Origin of the sequence: Cupriavidus sp. SZY C1, assembly GCF_032190535.1 — a bacterium.
Classification (GTDB): Bacteria; Pseudomonadota; Gammaproteobacteria; order Burkholderiales; family Burkholderiaceae; genus Cupriavidus; species Cupriavidus pauculus_C.
This window is the reverse complement of sequence record NZ_JAUANU010000011.1, coordinates 113,677-133,339: the sequence shown is the minus strand read 5'-3', so window position 1 is coordinate 133,339 and position 19,663 is coordinate 113,677. Positions and strand designations below refer to the sequence as shown.

20 protein-coding genes are annotated in these 19,663 nt (G+C 71.5%); 9 read left to right on the top strand and 11 right to left on the bottom strand.

The window, feature by feature from the left end; translation table 11 throughout:
• Positions 1-218 precede the first annotated feature (218 nt).
• Genes QTN24_RS17770 through QTN24_RS17755 form a run of 4 tightly spaced genes read left to right on the top strand, consistent with a single transcriptional unit; the run spans position 219 to position 4,862 of the window.
• Positions 219-2,459, top strand: a complete 2,241-nt coding sequence (locus tag QTN24_RS17770) for a TonB-dependent siderophore receptor (protein WP_313838701.1) — start codon at positions 219-221, stop codon at positions 2,457-2,459.
• A 45-nt stretch (positions 2,460-2,504) separates the two neighbouring features.
• Positions 2,505-3,191: a Fe2+-dependent dioxygenase gene (locus QTN24_RS17765; protein ID WP_313838699.1), complete on the top strand. Its 687-nt coding sequence runs from the start codon at positions 2,505-2,507 to the stop codon at positions 3,189-3,191.
• Positions 3,188-4,273, top strand: a complete 1,086-nt coding sequence (locus QTN24_RS17760; RefSeq protein ID WP_313838697.1) for an alpha-hydroxy acid oxidase — start codon at positions 3,188-3,190, stop codon at positions 4,271-4,273. The genes QTN24_RS17765 and QTN24_RS17760 overlap by 4 nt, the downstream gene beginning before the upstream one ends.
• A 16-nt stretch (positions 4,274-4,289) precedes the next feature.
• Positions 4,290-4,862 (top strand): helix-turn-helix domain-containing protein, encoded by a 573-nt coding sequence (locus QTN24_RS17755; RefSeq protein ID WP_313838695.1) that lies wholly within the window; start codon positions 4,290-4,292, stop codon positions 4,860-4,862.
• On the opposite strand, the gene QTN24_RS17750 is transcribed toward QTN24_RS17755, so the two are convergent.
• Together QTN24_RS17750 and QTN24_RS17745 are read right to left on the bottom strand one after the other, a co-directional pair.
• A complete protein-coding gene (locus tag QTN24_RS17750) occupies positions 4,857-5,735 on the bottom strand; it encodes a sensor histidine kinase (protein ID WP_172966164.1) in 879 nt (292 codons plus the stop codon). The two genes, QTN24_RS17755 and QTN24_RS17750, sit on opposite strands and share 6 nt — an antisense overlap.
• Positions 5,736-5,843: 108 nt before the next feature.
• Entirely contained in the window at positions 5,844-6,758 is a 915-nt protein-coding gene (locus QTN24_RS17745; RefSeq protein WP_313838692.1) for an AraC family transcriptional regulator, read from the bottom strand.
• A gap of 169 nt (positions 6,759-6,927) precedes the next feature.
• Between QTN24_RS17745 and mnmH the strand changes: the two genes are divergently transcribed.
• The 5 genes from mnmH to QTN24_RS17720 all read left to right on the top strand — a co-directional run bounded on the left by mnmH (position 6,928) and on the right by QTN24_RS17720 (position 11,049).
• Positions 6,928-7,989: a tRNA 2-selenouridine(34) synthase MnmH gene (gene mnmH / locus QTN24_RS17740; RefSeq protein WP_313838690.1), complete on the top strand. Its 1,062-nt coding sequence runs from the start codon at positions 6,928-6,930 to the stop codon at positions 7,987-7,989.
• Between the two features lie 90 nt (positions 7,990-8,079).
• Positions 8,080-8,355, top strand: coding sequence for a hypothetical protein (locus QTN24_RS17735; protein WP_124686036.1), 276 nt, complete (start codon positions 8,080-8,082; stop codon positions 8,353-8,355).
• A gap of 277 nt (positions 8,356-8,632) precedes the next feature.
• A complete protein-coding gene (locus QTN24_RS17730) occupies positions 8,633-9,649 on the top strand; it encodes an acyl-CoA dehydrogenase (RefSeq protein ID WP_313838685.1) in 1,017 nt (338 codons plus the stop codon).
• 30 nt (positions 9,650-9,679) lie between these two features.
• On the top strand, positions 9,680-10,288 hold the full coding sequence (locus QTN24_RS17725) for an SAM-dependent methyltransferase (RefSeq protein WP_313838683.1): 609 nt from the start codon (positions 9,680-9,682) through the stop codon (positions 10,286-10,288).
• Positions 10,285-11,049, top strand: coding sequence for a glycosyltransferase (locus QTN24_RS17720; RefSeq protein WP_313838681.1), 765 nt, complete (start codon positions 10,285-10,287; stop codon positions 11,047-11,049). Before QTN24_RS17725 ends, QTN24_RS17720 begins: the two co-directional genes overlap by 4 nt.
• Here QTN24_RS17720 and QTN24_RS17715 read toward each other — a convergent pair.
• From QTN24_RS17715 to QTN24_RS17675, 9 genes are all read right to left on the bottom strand, one after another.
• On the bottom strand, positions 10,937-11,521 hold the full coding sequence (locus tag QTN24_RS17715) for a diguanylate cyclase (protein WP_313838679.1): 585 nt from the start codon (positions 11,519-11,521) through the stop codon (positions 10,937-10,939). The two genes, QTN24_RS17720 and QTN24_RS17715, sit on opposite strands and share 113 nt — an antisense overlap.
• A 9-nt stretch (positions 11,522-11,530) precedes the next feature.
• Complete coding sequence (locus QTN24_RS17710; RefSeq protein ID WP_313838677.1) at positions 11,531-12,478, bottom strand: glycosyltransferase; 948 nt, start codon at positions 12,476-12,478, stop codon at positions 11,531-11,533.
• Positions 12,471-13,511: a glycosyltransferase family 9 protein gene (locus QTN24_RS17705; protein WP_313838675.1), complete on the bottom strand. Its 1,041-nt coding sequence runs from the start codon at positions 13,509-13,511 to the stop codon at positions 12,471-12,473. The genes QTN24_RS17710 and QTN24_RS17705 overlap by 8 nt, the downstream gene beginning before the upstream one ends.
• A gap of 11 nt (positions 13,512-13,522) precedes the next feature.
• Positions 13,523-14,509, bottom strand: a complete 987-nt coding sequence (locus QTN24_RS17700; RefSeq protein WP_313838673.1) for a glycosyltransferase family A protein — start codon at positions 14,507-14,509, stop codon at positions 13,523-13,525.
• Positions 14,496-16,301: a carbamoyltransferase gene (locus QTN24_RS17695; RefSeq protein WP_313838671.1), complete on the bottom strand. Its 1,806-nt coding sequence runs from the start codon at positions 16,299-16,301 to the stop codon at positions 14,496-14,498. The genes QTN24_RS17700 and QTN24_RS17695 overlap by 14 nt, the downstream gene beginning before the upstream one ends.
• Entirely contained in the window at positions 16,282-17,481 is a 1,200-nt protein-coding gene (locus QTN24_RS17690; RefSeq protein ID WP_313838670.1) for a glycosyltransferase family 9 protein, read from the bottom strand. Before QTN24_RS17690 ends, QTN24_RS17695 begins: the two co-directional genes overlap by 20 nt.
• The gene (locus QTN24_RS17685) at positions 17,475-18,092 is read right to left on the bottom strand and encodes a D-glycero-alpha-D-manno-heptose-1,7-bisphosphate 7-phosphatase (RefSeq protein WP_124686027.1); all 618 of its coding nucleotides are present in this window, start codon (positions 18,090-18,092) and stop codon (positions 17,475-17,477) included. The genes QTN24_RS17690 and QTN24_RS17685 overlap by 7 nt, the downstream gene beginning before the upstream one ends.
• A complete protein-coding gene (locus QTN24_RS17680; RefSeq protein ID WP_313838667.1) occupies positions 18,083-18,832 on the bottom strand; it encodes an SDR family oxidoreductase in 750 nt (249 codons plus the stop codon). Before QTN24_RS17680 ends, QTN24_RS17685 begins: the two co-directional genes overlap by 10 nt.
• 72 nt (positions 18,833-18,904) lie before the next feature.
• Positions 18,905-19,390, bottom strand: a complete 486-nt coding sequence (locus tag QTN24_RS17675) for a hypothetical protein (RefSeq protein WP_313838665.1) — start codon at positions 19,388-19,390, stop codon at positions 18,905-18,907.
• Positions 19,391-19,663 lie beyond the last annotated feature (273 nt).

The window sequence follows — 19,663 nt, the reverse complement described above, 5'->3', positions numbered from 1 at the left end:
TGAAGATCACAAGGCGCGGGGCGCGGTCCGGCACGATGTGCGAGACGCATCGGCACTGACCGCGCCCCAGCCAGCCATCGTCCTGCACGGCGACCAGCAAGCCCTTCGCGTCACAACACTCCCGCCCCCCTTCGACCGCCCTCGCGCGCCTGTCCTGCGACAGGTGCAACGGACGTTCACGTCCGTCCGATCGTTGTCTTCCATGCTGGAGTTCAGTTGTGCAGCAGAAAATCGTTTCCTCCTCGATCCGCGCGCTGGTGTCCGGGGCCGCGGGCACCGGCTCGGTCCTCTCGCTCGCGGCGTTGCCGCATGCCGTCCAGGCGCAGCCGCTCAGGCAGTTGCCGGCCGTCACCGTGACGGGCCAGTCCACCGCCAATACCAACGATGCCGGCACCGGCGTCGCGCGGCTGCCCGACACGGTCCGGGAAACGCCCAAGACCATCCTCGTGATCCCGCGCGACCTGCTCGACCAGCAGCAGACCACGTCGCTGGAGCAGGCGCTCAAGAACGTGCCGGGCATCACCATCTCCACCGGCGAAGGCAACGGCGGGCTGAACGGCGACCAGTTCCGCATCCGGGGGCTGACGGCCAAGGGCGATATCTACCTGGACGGCCTGCGCGACTTCGGCGCCTACCGGCGCGACAGCTTCAACCTCGACAGCGTCGAAGTCATCAAGGGCCCGTCCGGCGAGAGCTTCGGCGTGGGCAGCCTGGGCGGCATCATCAACCAGACCTCGCGGCGCGCCGGCCCCGGCACGCACACCAGCATCGACCAGAGCTTTGGCTCCGGTACGACATTTCGCACCACGGTGGACGGCAACTACGCGCTCGGCGAGACGTCGGCGCTGCGCGTGACCGGCCTGTTCCAGGACGGCAGCAAGCCGGGCCGCGACCACGTGGACGACGACCGGCGCGGCATCGCGCTGGACCTGGGGCTCGGGCTGGGCACGCCAACCGAATGGCACCTGAGCTACGCCTACCTGCACCGCAGCGGGCCGCCCGACTTCGGCATGCCGATGGCCGAGGGCGACGACGGCGTCTACCGGCCGATCACCGAATACGGCGTGCCGGGCCTGTCGTCGTCCACGTCCTACGTGCGCAACACCGACCGCGACTTCGGCGACGCCCACGTGGTGACATCGGCGCTGGAGACCAGCCTGGGCAACGGCATCACGCTCCACAACGACACGCGCTTCAGCTTCTACCAGCGCGATTTCTCCAGCACGAACCCGGCTGCCGTCAACAACGTCACGCTGCGCAAGCTGCTGGCCGGCGGCAACGCCAGCCTGCGTTACGGCGCGCGCGGCGGCAGCACCTACCTGCAACGCGGCTGGGGCGTGCAGAACGTGCTGACGGCCCGGGGCGAATTCCACACCGGCAGCGTCCGCCACCGCGCCATGGCCGGGCTGGACGCCAGCTATCAGCGCGACCACCGCGACATCGGCACCTGGACGGGCCGGCTCAACAACCAGACCATCGTCAATCCGGCGTTCGATGCCAGCCAGAACGCCAGCGTCAGCTACGGCGGCGTGCGGCGCGACGCCAACGCCACGGACGTCGGCGTGTTCCTGCGCGACCGCGCCTGGCTGACGCAGTCGTTCTCGCTGCTGGGCAGCCTGCGCTGGGACTACTTCCGCAGCGAGTACGCCAGCAGCGCGTTTGCCACCGGCGGCACGGCCGACGCGAAGAAGCTGAGCCCGGCCCTGAGCGCCATCTGGGAGCCAACCGACGACACGATGTTCTACGCGGCGTTCTCGCGCGCCTACCGGCCCGTGGGCACCGACATCGCGCTGGCCGTGGGCGGCGTGCAGACCGAGGTGCCGCGCGCCGGGGCCAGCAACACGCCCGAGCGCTCCGACACGCTGGAAGTGGGCGCCAAGCTCGACTTCCTGGACAAGCGGATCGGCGTGACCGGCGCGCTGTTCCAGATCGACAAGGACAACGCCTACACCGAGGACCCGGTGACGGGCGAGGTGGTCAACGGCTTCTCGGAATCGGGCGAGGGCCGCCGCATCCGGGGCGTGGAACTGGGCCTGACCGGCCGCATCACGCCCCACTGGACGGCCAACGTGGCGTACACCTACCTCGATGGCAAGGTCACGGCCGCCACCAATCCGGCGCTGGTCGGCAAGGAGGCGCCCGGCGCGCCGCAGCACAACGTCACGGTCTGGACCGCCTACGACATCCCGCAGTCCATCGTGCCGCTGCCGGGCCGGCTGACCATCGGCGGCGGCCTGCAGTACGCGTCGCCGTACTGGGCCGATTCGGCCAACAAGGGCCGCGTACCCCACACCCTGTCGCTGGACGCGATGGTGTCGTACCGCCAGGGCCGCTTCCGCGCGTCGCTGAACGGCTACAACCTGACCGGCCGCGTGAACTACCTGTCGGCGTTCAACGCGTCCCGCGCGGTGCCCACGGCCGGCCGCACGTTCCTGCTCAACGTGGGCATGACGTTCTGACCGATCCCCACGACGTCCCTTACAACGTCCCGCAAGGGTCCCACCATGCTGATACAGATTCCCGATGTCCTGTCGCCGGACGAAGTCCGCGCCCTGCGCCAGCGGCTGCAAGCCGCGACATGGATCGACGGCCGCGCCACGGCCGGCGACCTGGCCGCCCAGTGCAAGGCCAACCTGCAACTGCCCGTGGACGACCGCGAGGCGCTGGCGCTGGGCGACGCCGTGCTGCAGGCGCTGGGGCGCTGCCCGGCCTACCACTCGGCCGCCCTGCCGCTGCGCGTGCTGCCGCCGATGTTCAACCGCTACGAGGCCGGCATGACGTTCGGCACGCACGTCGACAACGCCATCCGCACGATGCCGGGCACCGGCGGCCTGCGCATGCGCGCCGATGTCTCGACCACGCTGTTCCTGTCGGACCCCGACGAGTACGACGGCGGCGAACTGGTCGTCGAGGACCTGTACGGCACGCACACGGTGAAGCTGCCGGCCGGCCACATGGTCGTGTACCCGGCGGCGTCGCTGCACCGGGTCACGCCGGTCACGCGCGGCTGCCGCTGGGCGTCGTTCTTCTGGGCGCAGTCGATGGTCAAGGACGACGGCATGCGCACCACGCTCTACGCGCTGGACCAGACGATCCTGGACCTGCGCGTGCGGCTGGGCGACGGCGACCCGGCCGTGCCGGCGCTGGTGAACCACTATCACAACCTGCTGCGACGCTGGGCGGAGCTATGACGACGATTCCCGCAGATACGGTCGCGCTGCGCGACTACGAACGCCGCTTCCACGAGCGCGTGCCGCCGGCCATCGCCGCCTACGTGGCCGGCTACGCCGCCGACGGCCTGACCCAGCGCGACAACCGCGTCGCATTCGACCGGCTGCGGCTGCTGCCCCGGGCGCTGGCCGACCTGTCGCAGCCGTCGGCGCGGACGGAGCTGTTCGGCCAGCCGCTCGACTACCCGATCCTGATCGCGCCCACTGCCTGGCACAGGCTGGTGCACGCCGACGGGGAACTGGCCACGGTCCACGCGGCGTCGCTGGCGCGCACGTGGATGACGGTCAGCACGCAGGCCAGCGTCACGCTGGAGGACATTGCGCGCGCCGCCGCCACCACGCTCTGGTTCCAGCTCTACCTGCAGCCGCGCCGCGAAGACACGCTGACGCTGGTGCGCCGCGCGGAGCAGGCCGGCTACCAGGCCATCGTGCTGACCATCGACGCGGTGGTCAGCGGCATCCGCAACGTGGAACAGCGCGCGGGATTCCGGCTGCCGGACGGCATCGGCGCGGTCAACCTCGCCGGCTTTGCGCCGCCGGCGCCCGTCGATGCCAGCCAGGGCAGCCCGGTATTCCGCCAGATGCTGCGCGATGCCCCGACGTGGCGCGACGTGGCGTGGCTGTGCGGCCAGACCGTGCTGCCGGTGCTGGTCAAGGGGCTGCTGCATCCGGCCGATGTCGTGCCCGCGCTGGACGCCGGCGTGGCCGGCATCGTCGTCTCCAACCATGGCGGCCGCACGCTCGACGGCGTGCCGGCCACCATCGACGCGCTGCCAGCCGTGGTGCGCGCCGTGGATGGCGCGGTGCCGGTGCTGCTGGACGGCGGCATCCGGCGCGGCACCGATATCGTCAAGGCCATTGCGCTCGGCGCCCGCGCGGTGATGGTGGGCCAGCCCGTGCTCCATGCGCTGGCCGTGGGCGGCGTGCCCGGCGTGGCCCATATGCTGACCGTGCTGCAGACCGAGCTGGAAGTGGCGATGGCGCTGCTGGGCTGCGCCCGGCTGGCCGCGCTGCCCGGCACCGTGCTGCCGCGCGCCGGCTAGCGGCAAGGGCCCGGCCATGTCCAGTTGCCCGCCCGATCCCAGGGCCGCCATCGTCGAGGCAGCCGCGCAGGTGCTCGCAGCCGACGGGCCAAACCGCTTCACGGTGGAAGCCGTGGCGGCGCGGGCGGGCGTCGACATCGACGCGCTCCATCAGCATTTTCCGAATCGGGACGCGCTGACCGTGGCGCTGATCCAGCGCGAAACGCAGCGCTTCCGGCGCGAACTGGCCGCCGCGCTGGACCAGCGCACCGCCAAGGCCACGCTGGAACTGGTGATCTCGGCGACGGTCCGGCTGCAGTGGCAGCGGCCCGGGCTGGCGCGGCTGCTGGACGCGGCCGACGAGCGGCCAGCGCTGCGCGGCGAGGTCAGCGACGCCGAACTGCGGCGGCTGTTCACCGAGATCGTCACCCAGCTCATCTTTCCGGACCACGTGCGCGTGGACGTGGTGGCGTCCGACCTGTTCGCGATGATCGTGGGCATGGTCGATGCCGCCGCCGGGCGTGGCGAGACCGACATCCCGTTCCTGGAACACCGACTGCGCGCGGCCGTGTTCGGCTACCTGGCGCGCGTGGGCAAGCGGAGACTATGAGTGGACCGGCAGCGTCACCGTCACGGTGGTCTGGCCATCGCCCGACGCCACCGCGATGGTGCCGCCGTGCACTTCCACGATCGAGCGGCAGATGGCCAGCCCGATGCCCATGCCGTCGTCCTTGGTGCTGAAGAAGGGCTCGAACACGCGCGCGAGCTTGTCCGGCGCGATGCCGCGGCCGTTGTCGACAACCTCGATCACAGCAGTCGCGGCACCCGCCGGCCCGCGCCGCGCGCGCAGCAGCACCCGGGCGCTGCCCGGCGGCCCTTCGCGGCGGGCTTCCACGGCATTGAGCAGCAGGTTCAGGATGACCTGCTGGATCTGCACGCGGTCACCCTGCACCGGCGGCAGCGTGGCGTCGAGGTCGAGCTGCAGGTCGATGCTGGCGTCGTGGATGCGGCAATCGGCCAGCGGCAGCACGTCGTGCACGGCGTGGTCCAGCCGGAACGGCTCGGGCGTGGCCGGCTCGCGGCGCATCAGCGCGCGCAGGCTGCGGATCACGCGCTCGGCGCGCTCGGACTGTTCCTGGATGCGGGCGATGCCCTCGGTCACTTCGTCGGTAGCCGGAACCGGCCGGCCCATCCAGCGCTGGATGGCGCCCGCCTCGATGCGGATGGCGGTCAGCGGCTGGCGGATCTCATGCGCGATGGACGCGGCCAGCGTGCCCAGCGTGGCCACGCGCGCCAGGTGCACCACCTGCTCCTGCAGGCACTGGATGATCGTGGATTCGGTGTAGCACGGCCCCGCGTGGGGATGGGCGCCGCTCAGGTTCTCGTGGATGCGGCGCTCGACGGCCAGCGCCACGTTGCGCACCATCTGGATGGCCTCCTGCTCGTAGGCCGACCCGGGGGGCGGGGGGCTTTGCGATGTCACAGCCGGCATCTCCAGTTTTGCGGTCACGAAGCGCCGCTCGCGCGGCAGTCCACGCCAATCTACGCGATGCCGGCGCCGTTGCCTTGTCGATTTGTGCCGCGCGGGGGCCTAGGCGAGCTGGCGGCGGCGCCAGAGCCCCGGCGGCATGCCCATCTGCCGCGCGAACACGCGCGTGAAATGGCTCTGGTCGGCAAACCCGCAGCCCATCGCCACGTCGGCCAGCGGCAGGCTGGCGTCGCGCAGCAGCCTGCAGGCCAGTTCCATGCGGCGCGCCATCAGCCACTGGTAGGGCGTCTGGCCCGTGGTGTCGTGGAACGCCCGCGAGAAGTGGCTGCGCGACAGCCCGCAGGCATCGGCCACGTCGGCCATCGACAGGTCGCCGTCGATCTTGGCCGCCAGCATCTCCTTGGCCCGCGCCACGCTGCGCGGCGACAGCAGCCGGTTGGCCTTGGCCGACGCCACCGGGTCGCCGCCGTACTGGCTCACCAGGTGCGTGCCGATGCTGGCGCTCAACTGGTCGATGTACAGCCGGCACGCCTGCTCGGGGTAGCACAGCGCCGGCACCAGCGCCTGCGCCAGATGGGCCAGCACCGGGTCGGCGCGGCCGGCCGTCTCGTCCAGCCCGCGCAGCCGGCCGCGCCCCAGTTCGCTGCTGGTGCGCTCGATAAAGCTGCGCGGCAGCTCCATCAGCACGAAGTCGAAACAGGTTTGGTAGTCGGCCTTGTAGTCCTCGGCCAGGCTGCGGACATAGATATCGCCGGTGGCAAAGTCGTGCGTGCGCGCGTGGCGGCCCTGGACGATGCGGCGGCGGTGCCCGGCGCGCAGCGCCACGCCCGCCACGAAGCCGCGCTCGGCCGCCGCCATGGCGATCTGGCCGGCCTGCTGGCCCGAGGTCTTGCGATGGAACTGGAGGTCGCTGCCGGCCAGCGACTGGTTGGCGTGCAGCTTGTCGGCGGCACAGCCGAAGGCGTCGACCAGACCGTTCGGACCCTTCGGAGCGGAGGAGGTGCTGAGTGTCGACATGCTGTGCCTTCCACGAGGATTCCCGATGATGCCGCCCGTTTCTTACTGGATCCTTGCAGAAGCGGGGGCCGGCGCACGATAGCACGGGCCCCCGGCGCCCCTTTCGGCGCCGGGCCGGTTATCGCACAATACCGGCACGCCCCCGCCGGGCGACAAGGTGGCTCCAGCCATGAAACCCTACGTTCGCGTCGATGACCGGCACGGCTTCGACACCCTGATAGACGTCCGCTCGCCGGCCGAATTCGCCATCGACCATATCCCCGGGGCGCTCAACTGCCCGGTCCTCGACGACGAGGAGCGGCGCATCGTCGGCACGCTCTACAAGCAGTCCGGCGCGTTCGAGGCCCGACGCGTGGGCGGCGCCATGGTGGCGGCCAACCTGGCGCGCCACCTGCGCGAGCGGCTGGCGGACCAGCCGGCAAGCTGGCGGCCGATGGTCTACTGCTGGCGCGGCGGGCTGCGCAGCGCGTCGATGGTCACGTGGCTGCGCATGGTGGGCTGGGACGCCCAGCAACTGGCCGGCGGCTACAAGTCCTGGCGCCGGCACGTGATCGCCCTGCTGGAGACGCAGGCGCCCCGGTTGCCGCTCGTGGTCATCTGCGGCGCCACCGGCAGCGGCAAGACGCGCGTGCTGCAGGCGCTGGCCGCCAGCGGCGAGCAGGTGCTCGACATCGAGGCGCTGGCGCGGCACAAGGGCTCGCTGCTGGGCGCGCTGCCCGGCATCGCCCAGCCGTCGCAGACCGGCTTCGAGACCGCGCTGGCCGACGCGATCGAGCGCGTCGACCTGGGCCGCCCGCTCTATGTGGAAGGCGAAGGCGCCCGCATCGGCCAGCTCAACCTGCCGGTGCCGCTGGTGACGCGGATGCGCGACAGCCCATGCGTGGAGATCGACGTGCCGATGCCGGCGCGGCTAGCCTATCTGCTGCACGACTACGCCTACCTGGGCGACCGGCCCGACTGGCTGGTGGAACAGCTCGGCCGGCTCCGGGCGCTGCACGGCGGCGCCACCATCGAGACGTGGCAGGCGATGGCGCGCACCGGCGACCTGCCGCACCTGTTCGCCGCGCTGGCCGCCCGGCACTACGACCCGGCCTATGCGCGCTCGCAGCGGCGGCATTTCCATCGCTGGGCGACGCGGACCGTGATCGCGGCGGACAGCCTGACGCCCGAGGGCATCGCGGCGCTGGCGCAGCGCATCGCCGGGCATTGCCAAGGGTGGGTGACGGCGTAGCACCGGTGCCGAAGTGCGCCATGGTCGACGTGCCGACCCCGGTACGAAAGATGCAAGCCTGTCCGGCACCCCCAACCTGCCGGACGGCCCATGGACCCCACGCGCAACCGGGCGGACTACTGGGCGGCGCAGCGCCGGCAAGCCCGGCTGGACCGCGACATCTTTCCGATCGACCACCGCATCAAGCGCCTGCGCGCCGACATCCGCAAGCGGCTGCATCACCTGCGCGCGCTGAAGGAAAAAGGCTACCCGCTGGACCACTCGCGCCGCCTGCTGGTGCTGCTGTGCCGCACGTTGGCCGCCGACCGCGCCTACCGCAAGGCGATGGTGCGGACGATCATGGGCGACACCAGCCGCCAGCGCTAGCCCGGCGTGAACGGGCGGCACGGCGAGATCGGTCCGGCTGGCATTGCAGATTCCTGGAGCTAGCGGCGTTCGCGGCTTACATGCACCGGTAAGGATTGCACACGCGGCGGTTAGCGGCGGACGGAACGCGGAACGGCCGGCACCACGGCCGGCGCATCGGCGCAAGTTGCTGCGAAACCCGTGCCACACGGCGCGCGCACCCCCCGCGCCCAGGGCCGCCAACGGGCTGGCAGGGAACTTGCGGAGCCGACTGCACTGGAACGCCCTGGACCCCGCCATGTCAGCCGATGCCCCCGACGCCACGCTCGATGCCCTGATCGCCAGCCATGCCGGGCCGGACGGCATCCCGCTGCCCGGTAGCGGCCACACGGCGGCGCGCTGGAAACTGTTCGCGGCCATCGCGGCCGAGCACGGCGCGGTGGCCATCAAGCTGTTCGAAGCACACGCCGATGCGCTGGCGATCCTGGCCGAAGTGGCGGACGCCACGCCGCAGCCGTCGACCAGTTGGGCCGTCTGGGCCGCCGAGCCGCCCGACGCGCGCGTGCGCGCCACGCCCGACGTGGAGGCCGATACCCGCACGCTTGCGCGCGAGAGCGGCATTGCCCACGGCAAGCCGCTGCGGCTCAACGGGCGCAAGGCGTGGTGCTCGGGCGCCGCCAGCGTGTCACACGCGCTGGTGACGTGCCACGACGGCGAAGACGCACTGATCGCCGCCATCGACCTCAAGGGCCCGGGCGTGACCGTCACCGACGGCGGCTGGCATGCGGTGGGCATGGCCGATACGCGCAGCGGCGACGTGCTGCTCGACAACTGCCCGGCGCTGCAGATCGGCCCGGCCGGCGCCTACGTGGCGCGCCCCGGCTTCTGGCATGGCGGCGCCGGCATTGCCGCGTGCTGGTACGGCGCCGTGCTGCCGTTTGCGTGGGCCGTGCGCGATACCGTGCGGCGGCACAACGACCCGCACGCCTGCGCGCACCTGGGTGCCATCGACAGCGACCTGCGCGCGGCGGCCGCGCTGCTGCGCGAGACCGCCGCGTGGATCGACGCGCAGCCGCAGGCCGATGCCTACGTGCCGGCCATGTGCCTGCGCACCACGGTGGAAGCCACGGTGCAGCGCGTGATGCAGCGCGCCGGCAGCGTGCTGGGCGCCGGCCCGCTGTGCCGCGACGCGCGGCTGGCGGCGCTGTTCGCGGACCTGCCCGTGTTCCTGCGCCAGAGCCATGCCGAGCGCGACCTGGCCAAGCTGGGCGCGGCCGTGAGCCGCGACGCCGACGACTACGACAACGCCCCCTGACCCCTGACCCCTCACCCATGACTGACAGCGATGACTGACAGTGCAAACGCGATCCAGACAGACTTTGCCGCGATCTTCGAGCAGGACGATCCGTGGGGCTTCGAATCGCTCTGGTACGAGGCCCGCAAGCGCGACATCGTGATGGCCGCCCTGCCCGAGGCGCGCTACGCCCGCGCGCTGGAAGCCGGCTGCGCCACGGGCCTGCTGACCGAACGGCTGGCCGCGCGCTGCGACACGCTGCTGGCCGTGGACCTGGTGCCGCGCGCCATCGAACTGACGCGGGCGCGGATGGCCGGCCAGCGCCACGTCGAGGCGCGCGTCGCGCAACTGCCGCAGGACTGGCCCGACGGCCGCTTCGACCTGATCGTGCTGAGCGAGCTTGGCTACTACTTCACGGCCGACGACTGGGCGCGCACCGCCACGGCCGCTACCCACGCGCTGGGCCCGGACGGCACGATCGTGGCCTGCCACTACCTGCGTCCGTTCGCCGAGCGGAACCTGTCGACGCGGCAGGTGCATGCCGCCATCGCGCGCCACGCGGGCCTGCATCGCCACGTGCGCCACATCGAGCCGGATTTCCTGCTGGAAGTCTGGTCGCGCAACCCCCGGCCGCTGCGCCAGCGGGAGGCTTACCGATGATCGGCGTCGTCGTTCCCGTGCATAACGAAGAGGCTTGCCTGGAAGGCTGCCTGCTGGCGCTGGCCGCCGCTGCGCAGCATCCCGGGCTGCGGCAGGAGCCGGTGATGGTAGTGCTGGTGTTCGACGACTGCACCGACAACTCGCTGGCCATTGCACGCCGCCACGCCACCGCCCAGGTCACCTGCCTGACCATCGCCGCGCGCAACGTCGGCATGGCCCGCCACGCCGGCGCCGAGCACCTGCTGGCGCGCGACGCGCGCTGGCTGGCCTTTACCGACGCCGACAGCCGCGTGGCGCCAGACTGGCTCGTGGCGCAGCTTGCGCTGTGCGCCGATGCCGTGTGCGGGCTGGTCACGGTCGACGACTGGGGCGAGCATCCGCCGCACGTGGCCGCGCGCTTCGCGGCGCGCTACCAGCGCGTGGAAAACCATCGCCATATCCACGGCGCCAACCTGGGGGTCTGCTCGCGCGCCTATCGCCGCGCCGGCGGCTTCCCGCCCCATGCCAGCAGCGAGGACGTGGCACTGGTGCAGCGGCTGATCGCGCTGGAAGCCCAGATCGCGTGGAGCACGCTGCCGCGCGTGGTGACCAGCGCGCGGGCCCGTGGCCGGGCCCCGGCCGGCTTTGCCGACCATCTCGCCATGCTGGCTACGCTTTGTGCCGATGCCCCGCCGGCATTGCTGCCCGCCCCTGCCCCCGCGCCCGTGCACAGCGAAGCAGCTCTTCTGCATACGGCGCCACCACCAGAAACAGCAGCGTGACGAACAGCCCGGCCAGGTAGCGCGCGGGCAGCGGTTGGTCCTTGGGCCGCAGCGCAAAGTCGGCCTGCGCCGGGCCGGCGCCGAACAGCGCCAGGAACTGGTCCCAGTACGCGCTGGCAATCAGCGCCACGGCCATGACCGGCAGCATTTCCAGCAGGCTGTGCATGTGCTGCTCGCCGGGCCGGATCTCGCGCCACTTCGACGCGTAGGCCACGTCGATCCAGGCGGTGACCGCGTGGACCACCACGGCCACCAGCATGATCGCGAACAGCATGGCGTTGATTTCCAGGAACAGGGCCAGCAGCACCGGTATGCCCACCTGGACCATCATGAGGCTGTGCATGGCCGATTCGAGCACGCCGGCATTGCGCTCGATGGCGGTGCGGCGGTGCCACCACCAGTCCCCCAGGCCGGCGAGGATCCACAGCGGGACCACGCCGTACATCAGAATCGTGCGCACGGCGTCCTGCATCAGGCGCTCCTACGACGTCACATCGGCAAATGCCGCCTGCCAGTCCGCGACGAAACGCCCGATGCCGAAGCGCTCGCGCGCCGTCCGGGCGGCGGCCTGGCCCCATGCGGCGGCCATGCGCGGATCTTCCATCAGGGCCCGCATGACGTCAACCAGGCTGTCCAGCCGCGTGTCGACGTGCCCGTTCACGCCATTGCGGATCACGGTGGCCAGCTCGGTCGTGGCCAGCCCCACCACGGGCATGCCGATCGACATGGCCTCGACCACGGCCAGCCCCAGGCTTGTATAGCGGATGGGGTGGAAGAAAAACCGGTAGCGCGCCATGAACGCGGCCAGTTCCGGATTGGGTACCTCGCCCAGTCCGCCGGCCGCCTGCGCGTCCATGCCGACGAGGTCCAGCGCCACGCGCTGGCGCACGGCGTCGAACACGTCGGCACCCAGGCGCCGGCCGCGCCGGGCCAGATGGTTGACCACGCTGATACCGCGCGCAAGCTGGCCGGTGTAGCGCACCTGCGGGTCCACCACCACGCCATGGTCGATCACGCGCGTCGGCGTCACGCCGCTATCCCACATCAGCGCGTTGAACGGCGTCACGTGCACCAGCAGCATGGCCGGGTCCTGCACCGGGTGCCGCGTGTTGCTCGGATGCTCCTGGGGTGGATCGTGTTCGAGGTAGATCGCCGGCAGCCGCTGCTGCGCCGGGGTCAGCAGTGTCAGCCGGTCGCCGGCGTAGTGGTCGCGGTGCTGGTACAGCACGCAGTCGAACGCGGTGCCGGGCACCTGGTCGTACGGTACCTCGCGGACGTTGCCGCCCCACGGCAGTTGCCCGCCCACGCCCGCGTAGCCGGGCGGATAGCCGGGCCGCGTGACGAGCAGGAAGTCGTGCGGCACCTGCGACAGGTAATACAGGTAGTTGCCGTGGACATGCCACGTCAGGATGCGCAGTCGCTCAGGCATGGGCGGTTTCCGTCGGGGAAAGATCCACAAGCTGGCGCGCCGCCGCGACGACCTGCGCCACGTCGATATGGCGCGCGCATTCGTGGCCGTACGGGCAGGCGTGCCACGCGCACGGCCGGCATGGCGGGTAGTCGGCCAGCACGCGGTGCCGCGCGCGGTCCAGCGGCGCCCAGCGCGCGCTGTCGCTGCCGCACGAGACGACCACGCTGGGCGTGCCCATCGCGGCGGCGATATGCGAGGCGCCGGTGTCGTTGCAGATCAGCAGCCGCGCATGGCCGATAAGCGCCGCCATGGCGCCGAGCGTGGTCTGGCCGCAAAGGTTGACCACCGGTCGGCCCGCCAGCGCGCAGAAGCGCGCGGCCAGCGGCATTTCGTCGGGCGCGCCAGTGACCACCACCTGCCACGGGCCGCCCAGCTGGCGCGCCACATCGGCAAAGCGCTCGACCGGCCAGCGCCGCGACAGCATCCGCGCGCCGGGATGCACGCAGACATACCCGCCCGGTTGCAGCGCGTGCGCCTGCGCCAATGCCTGCCACGCCGCGTGATCGGCGGGATGGAGCGGAAACGACAGGTGGGTGTCGGTCGACGGATAACCAAGCCGCTGCATCAGCGCCAGCAGTCGCTCGATCTCGTTGCCGTCCGGCCAAGGCAGCCACTGGCCGTCGCCGGCCTGCGCGGGATCGTCATGGAACCCGGCGATGGCGCGCGCGCCAAGCTGGCGGACCAGCGGGTTGGTCAGCGTGCCGCTGCCGTGGAGCTGGATGGCAAGGTCGAACCGGCGCGCGCGCGCCTGCGCAAAGAAGCCGGGCAGCGCCGGGGCGTCGCACGGCTGCTCGGGCATGCCTGCCGCGCCGGGAAACGGCACAAAGTCATCGAGCAGGCTGGCGTAGCGGTCGACAAAGTCGCGCGCCCACGGCAGCCCGATCAGCGTGATGTGCGCGTCCGGCTCGCCCTGGCGCAGCGCGCGCAGGGCCGGCACCGCGCACAGCATGTCGCCCAACTGCAGCGCCCGGAACACCGCGATGCTACGCATGGCGGCGGCCATCACAGGAACCCCGTTCGAAACGCCACCGCCCCGCGCAGGCGCCAGTACAGCGACAGCGGCGGAATCACCACCGACGTCGCGATCATCTCCAGCACATGGGCGGGCCGCCACGACGCACCGCGCAGCCGGCGCAGGCAGAACACCGCCGTCATGGCCAGCCAGATGCCACCCGCGCCGGCCGCCACGCGCGGCGCGCCGGCCAGCAGCGCCAGCCCGGCCACGCAGGCGCTGCCCACGATCACGTAGTAGTCCCACGGCGGCACCGGCCGGATGCGCGTGCGGTACAGGCGCGGATGCTTCTTGTAGAGCAGCGCGTCGAAGTAGACCTTGGCCTGTGCCAGCGCGCTGGCACCCCATTGCGCCGGCCGCACCGGATGCTCGACCACGGCCGTTTCGGCGCGGCCCACCACGCCGGCCTGCTGCTCAAGCCGGAACTGCAGGTCCGAATCCTCGCGCCACGCCCGCGTGAAGCGCTCGTCGAAGCCGCCCACGCGCTGGAACGCCGACCGCCGCACAAAGCAGTTGGCCGTCACGAACTCGGCGCTGGCCAGCCCGGCCGTGTCGCGTTCATGGTCGGTGGGCCGCACCGGCGTGGGCACCACCACACGGCCGGCCGCGGCGCACCACGTCCGCTGCGCGGCCAGCGCAAGGTAGCCCTGCCATACCCATTCGGGGGATGGAATCGTGTCGTCGTCGGTAAAGGCCAGGATCTCGCCGCGCGCCAGCCGTGCGCCCGCGTTGCGCGCGCCGGCCGGGCCCTGCGTGTGCGGCACCGCCGTATAGCGCAGCGCCACGTCGCGATGCCGCGCAGCCAGCGCGGCTACCAGCGCAGCAATGCGGCGCTCGCAGCCATCGTCGGCAACGATGATCTCGAACGCGCTGGCGTCCATCCGCTGCGCGCACAGCGCCGCCAGGCAGCGCTGCAGCAGCGCCGGGCGGCAGTAGGTGGCGATCACCACCGAGACCAGCGGCTCAGGCGCCCGCATCGGCCGTCTCCTTGCGCTGCGCCGCGGCGGACCGTGCCGTCGCGCGCGCGCCGGACTTTTCGAGCAGGAACGAGCCGATGACCAGCGCATCGAGCGGCGACGTCCAGAAGCACTCCACGGCATCGCGCGGCGTGCAGACGATGGGCTCGCCGCGCGTATTGAACGACGTGTTGACCAGCACCGGCACGCCGGTCAGCTTCTCGAACGCGGCCAGCACGTCGTAGTAAGCCGCGTTCTGGTCGCGCCGGATCGTCTGCACGCGGGCCGTGCCGTCGACGTGGGTCACCGCTGGAATGCGGCGGGCCTGCTCCGGGATCACGTCGTAGACAAACAGCATGAACGGCGCGATGCCGTCGCCGGGCTTGCGCGCGCGGAACCAGTCACCGAGGCGCTCCTGCATGACCACCGGCGCCACGGGCCGGAAGTCCTCGCGGTCCTTGATCTCGTTGAGCCGCTGCTGCATGCCGGGGTCGATCGGCGACGCCAGGATCGATCGCGCGCCGAGCGCCCGGGGGCCGAACTCCATGCGCCCCTGGAACCAGCCGATGATGCGGCCTTGCGCCAGCAGTGCGGCGGTCTGCGCGGGCACGTCGTCAAGCCGGCGATACGGCAGCTTCGCCCAGTCCAGGAACGCGGCAATCTCGTCGTCGCCAAATGCCGGGCCCAGGTAGGCGTGGTCCATCTGCCAATGCTTGCCGGATTGCCCGGACGTGCCGCGTTCCTGGAAGTCGACCCAGAGCGCCGCGCCCAGCGCCGTGCCGGCGTCGCCAGCGGCCGGCTGCACCCAGACGGCATCGAACGGCGCCTGGTCGCGCACGCGCGCGTTCATCACGCAGTTCAGCGCCACACCGCCGGCCATCGCCAGTTGCCGCTCGCCGCTGGCCTGCGCCAGCCACGTGGCCATGCCGACCACCGTTTCCTCCAGCACCTGCTGCAGCGAGCGCGCGATATCGAAATGCTTGCCCTCGAATACCTCGCCACGCTGGCGCGCCGGGCCCAGCACCGCTTCGAGGTCCGAATCGGTCACGTGGTAGCCGCCCTCGGCGTCGGTGCTGACCATCTGGCGGAAAGCGTCGAGCCAGGCCGGCTTGCCGTACGACGCCAGCGCCATGACCTTGTACTCGTCCGACGAATGCAGGAAGCCCAGGTGCCGCGTGACGCGTTCGTAGAGCAGGCCCAGCGAGTCGGGCAGGTCGATCTGCTTGATGCGGCGGTACGCGCGGCCGTCGAACACGCCGTAGCTGGTGGTGGCGCGCTCGCCGCGCCCGTCCATCGTCAGCACCGCGCAGCGCGCGAACGGCGCGGCCAGGAATGCGCTGGCCTCGTGCGCCATGTGGTGCTCGACGAAATGCCAGCGGAACGGCCCGTCGTGGCGCACCTGCCGAAAGCGCGCGGACAGGTGGTGCGGCGCGCCCGAGGCCAACTGGCGGGGGGCATTGACCACGTACGACAGGAACAGCGGGTCCCACGGCGACGACACCGCATCCGGCGTGCCGCCACGCGACGGCTCCAGCGGCAGCACCACCGATTCCGCGCCGCCCATTTCGCCCAGCAGCAGCGCGGGATCGTACGAATAGGCCACGTGGTCCACCTGGGCCAGCCCGATGCCGGCTTCCTGCAGGCAATAGTCGATCGCATGCCAGGGCAGCTCCCACGCGCTGAACGGCACCGGGCGCTTGCCGTGCTTGATGTGCGTGAAGCGTTCGTCCTCCGCCGCGGCCACCACCACGCCGTCATGCACCAGGCAGGCGGCGGAATCGTGATAGGCGGCATTAATGCCGAGCGTGTACATGCGCGTCCTCCTTGACGATGTTCGGTACGGCGGCCACGGTGACCGGCAGCGCCGGACGCGGCGCGGGCGACACCCACGGCATCGGCACCGCGACGGCAGGCGCGCCAGCGAGCAGCATCGCGGCCGCCGCCACGACGTCGCGCGCGGGAACGTCGGCCAGGCAGCGGTGATGACCCTGCGGACAGGTGCTCTTGTAGCAATAGCGGCACGGCACGTCCTGGAACAGCACGCGGCTGGGCACCATCCACGGCGTGTGCTGCGGATTGGTCAGCGCATAGAGGTCGACGACCGGCGTGCCCAGCGCGGCCGCCATGTGCACCGGGCCGCTGTTGTTCGACACGAGCAGGTCCGCCGCCGCCAGCAGCGCACCCATTTCGCCAAGCGTGAAGCGGCCCGCCATCGGCAGGACCGCCGGATGGGCGGCCAGCGTGCAGACCGTGTCGACGACCGGCGCCTCGGCGGCCGAGCCGGTCACCAGCACCAGTGCGCCGGCCTGCGCGGCCAGTTCGCGCGCCACGCTCGCGAACCGATCCGCCGGCCAGCGCCGCGAAGCCGCCGTGGCGCTGGGATGGATCACGATGCAGGCGCGGCGGCCGTGGCGCGCCAACAGCGGCGCGAGCAGCCGCTGCACGGCGTGGCGATCCGTATCGGCCAGCGCGAAGCGCAGGTGCGCATCGCGCGTGGTGGCGCCGATGCTGGCGACAAGGTCGAGCTGGCGCTGCACTTCGTGGCGTGGCGGGTTGGACGGCTCGCGGTCGGGCACCCAGTCGGTCAGCAGCGCATACGGGTTCTCGCGGCAGTGCGCGAGCCGCAGCGGAATACCGGCCAGGCTGCACAGCATGGCGGCCGGCAGCGCACTCTGGCTGTAGACGGTGAAGATCACGGCGGCGTCGAAGCTGCGCGCGGCGAGCCGGGCCGCGCAACCGGCGAGCTCGGCCGACAGCCCGCTAGCGTCCACGTCATGCGCGTGGCGCACCCACGGCGCGTCCCAGGCAATCACGTCGTCGATCATGTCCAGATGCGGCGCCAGCGCCGCCGACGCGTGCGAGGTCAACAGCGTCAGTGCGCGGTGCGGCGCGCTGTCGGCCAGCGCCTGCATGGCGGGCGTGGTCATCAGCACGTCGCCCAGGTTGTCGGGTCGCACGCAGAGCACGCGGCGCGCCTGCGGCCACGTCAGCATGGCCGCTCCGTCATCAACGGCGGCGACGGCGACACCGGCAGCCCGGCCGCAATGACCTGCGCGGCGCGCTCCAGCGTCGGCACGATGAAGTCCGGCGTGCGCAGCGCACCGCCCACCCATTCGGTCTCGTTGCCGCAATCGACGAGCACCGTGCCGCAGCCGGCGCGCCGGCCCGCCTCCACGTCGTCAAGGATGTCGCCGACCATCCACGACTGCGCCGGGTCGCAGCCCAGCGCGCTGCACGCCCGGCGCAACAGGCCCGGCGCGGGCTTGCGGCACAGGCAGTGCATCGCGTAGGCCGAGACCTGCCCGGCCGGGTGGTGCGGGCAATAGAAGAAGCCGGACAGCCTGGCCCCGTGCCGCGCGAACAACTCGCTCAGGCAGTGGCGGACGGCTTCCAGCGCGGGTTCGTCGAAGCGGCCCAGCGCCACGCCGGGCTGGTTGCTGACCACGGCGAGCGGCATGCCGAGCCGCGCCAGCCTGCGCAGCGCGTCGCCAGCCGACTCGGCCAGCCGGATCCGGCCCGGATCGACGTTGTAGGGCACGTCCTGCAGCAGCGTGCCGTCCTTGTCCAGCAGCACCGCGCCGCCAGCCGATGTGTCTAGGGCCATGACGTCTCCTTCATCGGCAGCACCATGACTTCGGGAATCACGGTGTCCTCGGGCTGGGTCAGCACGAAGCGCACGGCGCGCGCGACGTTGGCGGGGTCCTGCAGCGTCGAGGTGTCGATATCGGGGAAGCGGTCGAGCAGGAACGGCGTGCGCATGCCGCCCGCCACCACGGCCGACACCTTGATGCGGTGCGGCCGCAGCTCCGCGTGCAGCGCGTGCGAAAAGCCGAGCACGCCCCATTTGGTCGCATGATAGGCCGACGCATTGGGCCAGGCGCGCTTGGACGCCGTGGACGCGATATTGACGATATGCCCGCCTCCCTGCGCCTTCATCAGCGGCACGGCCGCGTGGGCCAGCAGGTACGGGCCGTACAGGTTCACCATCAGCACGCGACGCCATTGCTCGGTGTCGACTTCCTCCACCGGCAGCGTGATGTCGATGGCGGCGTTGTTGATCAGGCCGTCGAGCCTGCCACCGCCGCGCGCGATGTCAGCAAAGAGCCGCTGCACGGCCATGGGGTCGGAGACGTCGGCACCGCAGGCCGTCGCCTCGGCGCCGCTTTCGCGCAGCGTGGCCGCGCACTGGCTGGCCAGCGCCTCGTCGATGTCCGCCACGATCACATGGGCGCCGCTGGCCGCGAGCATGCGGCTGATCTCGCCACCCAGGCCGCGCCCGCCGCCCGTCACCAGGTACCGCTTTCCTTCCAGCAACGGGTGCCGGCCTTGGTCGATGTCCTGCATGTCGCATTCCCCTGTAGTGGTGGTTCGGTGAGGGCCCGTAGCAGCGAATTGCATGCCAGCGGGCACCGCGCTTCAGCGCGGCGCGCCGTGCAGGCGCTCACGCACGACGGCGCGCAGCAGGCTGGCCACGCAGCGCGCGAACGCCTCGTCGTACCAGCCGTTGGCGCCGCTGACGGCCACGACAATGCCGTCCAGCACGATGGCGCCGGCCAGCACGGTGTCGCCCACGCACAGCAGGTGCGGCGCACGGTCCATGAGCTGGCCGCTGTCCACCTGCGTGCGCCACGTCAGCCGCGCTTTCTCGCGCGCGTAGTGCGCGTAGTCGGCATCCCAGCGATCGCGCGACGGCAGCGAGTGTTCGTGGAGGATGGCGGACTCGAACGTGCCGCTGCCATAGGGCCGTGTCGGGTCCATGATCACGATGTGCATGCAGTGGCTCTCGCCAACGGCCTTGTCCTCCAGGCTGGCGGTGAGCATCGGCAGCGCAAGCTCCAGCGCGCGACGCGCGCAGTCGGCATTGGCAAGCGGCAGGCAGCCGGTTTCCGCGTGGTCTCCCATCGCTGGTCTCCGTGGTCCGTGTGGGACCGGCATCCACGCAAGGTCTGCGCCCGGCGCACCGGTGCGATGGCCCATGTACCGGTGCGTCCGCCCGCGTGGCATGGCCGGTATCACGGCTGGACCAACGCTTCTACATGCAGGCAGTAGAAACGGCGCTCACGAACTGCAAACGGTGCCGCGACGCCGTGCGACGCGGGCCGCAACGGCGCGCGACGGGGAGAACCGTTATAACGCTTCTCGCCGCCCGCGCTGGCGCAACGGCCGCCGGCATTG

What these genes read in the sequence shown, in the direction of transcription:
- QTN24_RS17765 (WP_313838699.1), top strand. Translation starts at nt 2,505, where the DNA reads ATGCTGATACAGATTCCCGATGTCCTGTCGCCGGACGAAGTCCGCGCC.
- QTN24_RS17760 (WP_313838697.1), top strand. Translation starts at nt 3,188, where the DNA reads ATGACGACGATTCCCGCAGATACGGTCGCGCTGCGCGACTACGAACGC.
- QTN24_RS17755 (WP_313838695.1), top strand. Translation starts at nt 4,290, where the DNA reads ATGTCCAGTTGCCCGCCCGATCCCAGGGCCGCCATCGTCGAGGCAGCC.
- QTN24_RS17745 (WP_313838692.1), bottom strand. Translation starts at nt 6,758, where the DNA reads ATGTCGACACTCAGCACCTCCTCCGCTCCGAAGGGTCCGAACGGTCTG.
- mnmH (WP_313838690.1), top strand. Translation starts at nt 6,928, where the DNA reads ATGAAACCCTACGTTCGCGTCGATGACCGGCACGGCTTCGACACCCTG.
- QTN24_RS17735 (WP_124686036.1), top strand. Translation starts at nt 8,080, where the DNA reads ATGGACCCCACGCGCAACCGGGCGGACTACTGGGCGGCGCAGCGCCGG.
- QTN24_RS17730 (WP_313838685.1), top strand. Translation starts at nt 8,633, where the DNA reads ATGTCAGCCGATGCCCCCGACGCCACGCTCGATGCCCTGATCGCCAGC.
- QTN24_RS17725 (WP_313838683.1), top strand. Translation starts at nt 9,680, where the DNA reads ATGACTGACAGTGCAAACGCGATCCAGACAGACTTTGCCGCGATCTTC.
- QTN24_RS17720 (WP_313838681.1), top strand. Translation starts at nt 10,285, where the DNA reads ATGATCGGCGTCGTCGTTCCCGTGCATAACGAAGAGGCTTGCCTGGAA.
- QTN24_RS17715 (WP_313838679.1), bottom strand. Translation starts at nt 11,521, where the DNA reads ATGCAGGACGCCGTGCGCACGATTCTGATGTACGGCGTGGTCCCGCTG.
- QTN24_RS17710 (WP_313838677.1), bottom strand. Translation starts at nt 12,478, where the DNA reads ATGCCTGAGCGACTGCGCATCCTGACGTGGCATGTCCACGGCAACTAC.
- QTN24_RS17705 (WP_313838675.1), bottom strand. Translation starts at nt 13,511, where the DNA reads ATGCGTAGCATCGCGGTGTTCCGGGCGCTGCAGTTGGGCGACATGCTG.
- QTN24_RS17700 (WP_313838673.1), bottom strand. Translation starts at nt 14,509, where the DNA reads ATGCGGGCGCCTGAGCCGCTGGTCTCGGTGGTGATCGCCACCTACTGC.
- QTN24_RS17695 (WP_313838671.1), bottom strand. Translation starts at nt 16,301, where the DNA reads ATGTACACGCTCGGCATTAATGCCGCCTATCACGATTCCGCCGCCTGC.
- QTN24_RS17690 (WP_313838670.1), bottom strand. Translation starts at nt 17,481, where the DNA reads ATGCTGACGTGGCCGCAGGCGCGCCGCGTGCTCTGCGTGCGACCCGAC.
- QTN24_RS17685 (WP_124686027.1), bottom strand. Translation starts at nt 18,092, where the DNA reads ATGGCCCTAGACACATCGGCTGGCGGCGCGGTGCTGCTGGACAAGGAC.
- QTN24_RS17680 (WP_313838667.1), bottom strand. Translation starts at nt 18,832, where the DNA reads ATGCAGGACATCGACCAAGGCCGGCACCCGTTGCTGGAAGGAAAGCGG.
- QTN24_RS17675 (WP_313838665.1), bottom strand. Translation starts at nt 19,390, where the DNA reads ATGGGAGACCACGCGGAAACCGGCTGCCTGCCGCTTGCCAATGCCGAC.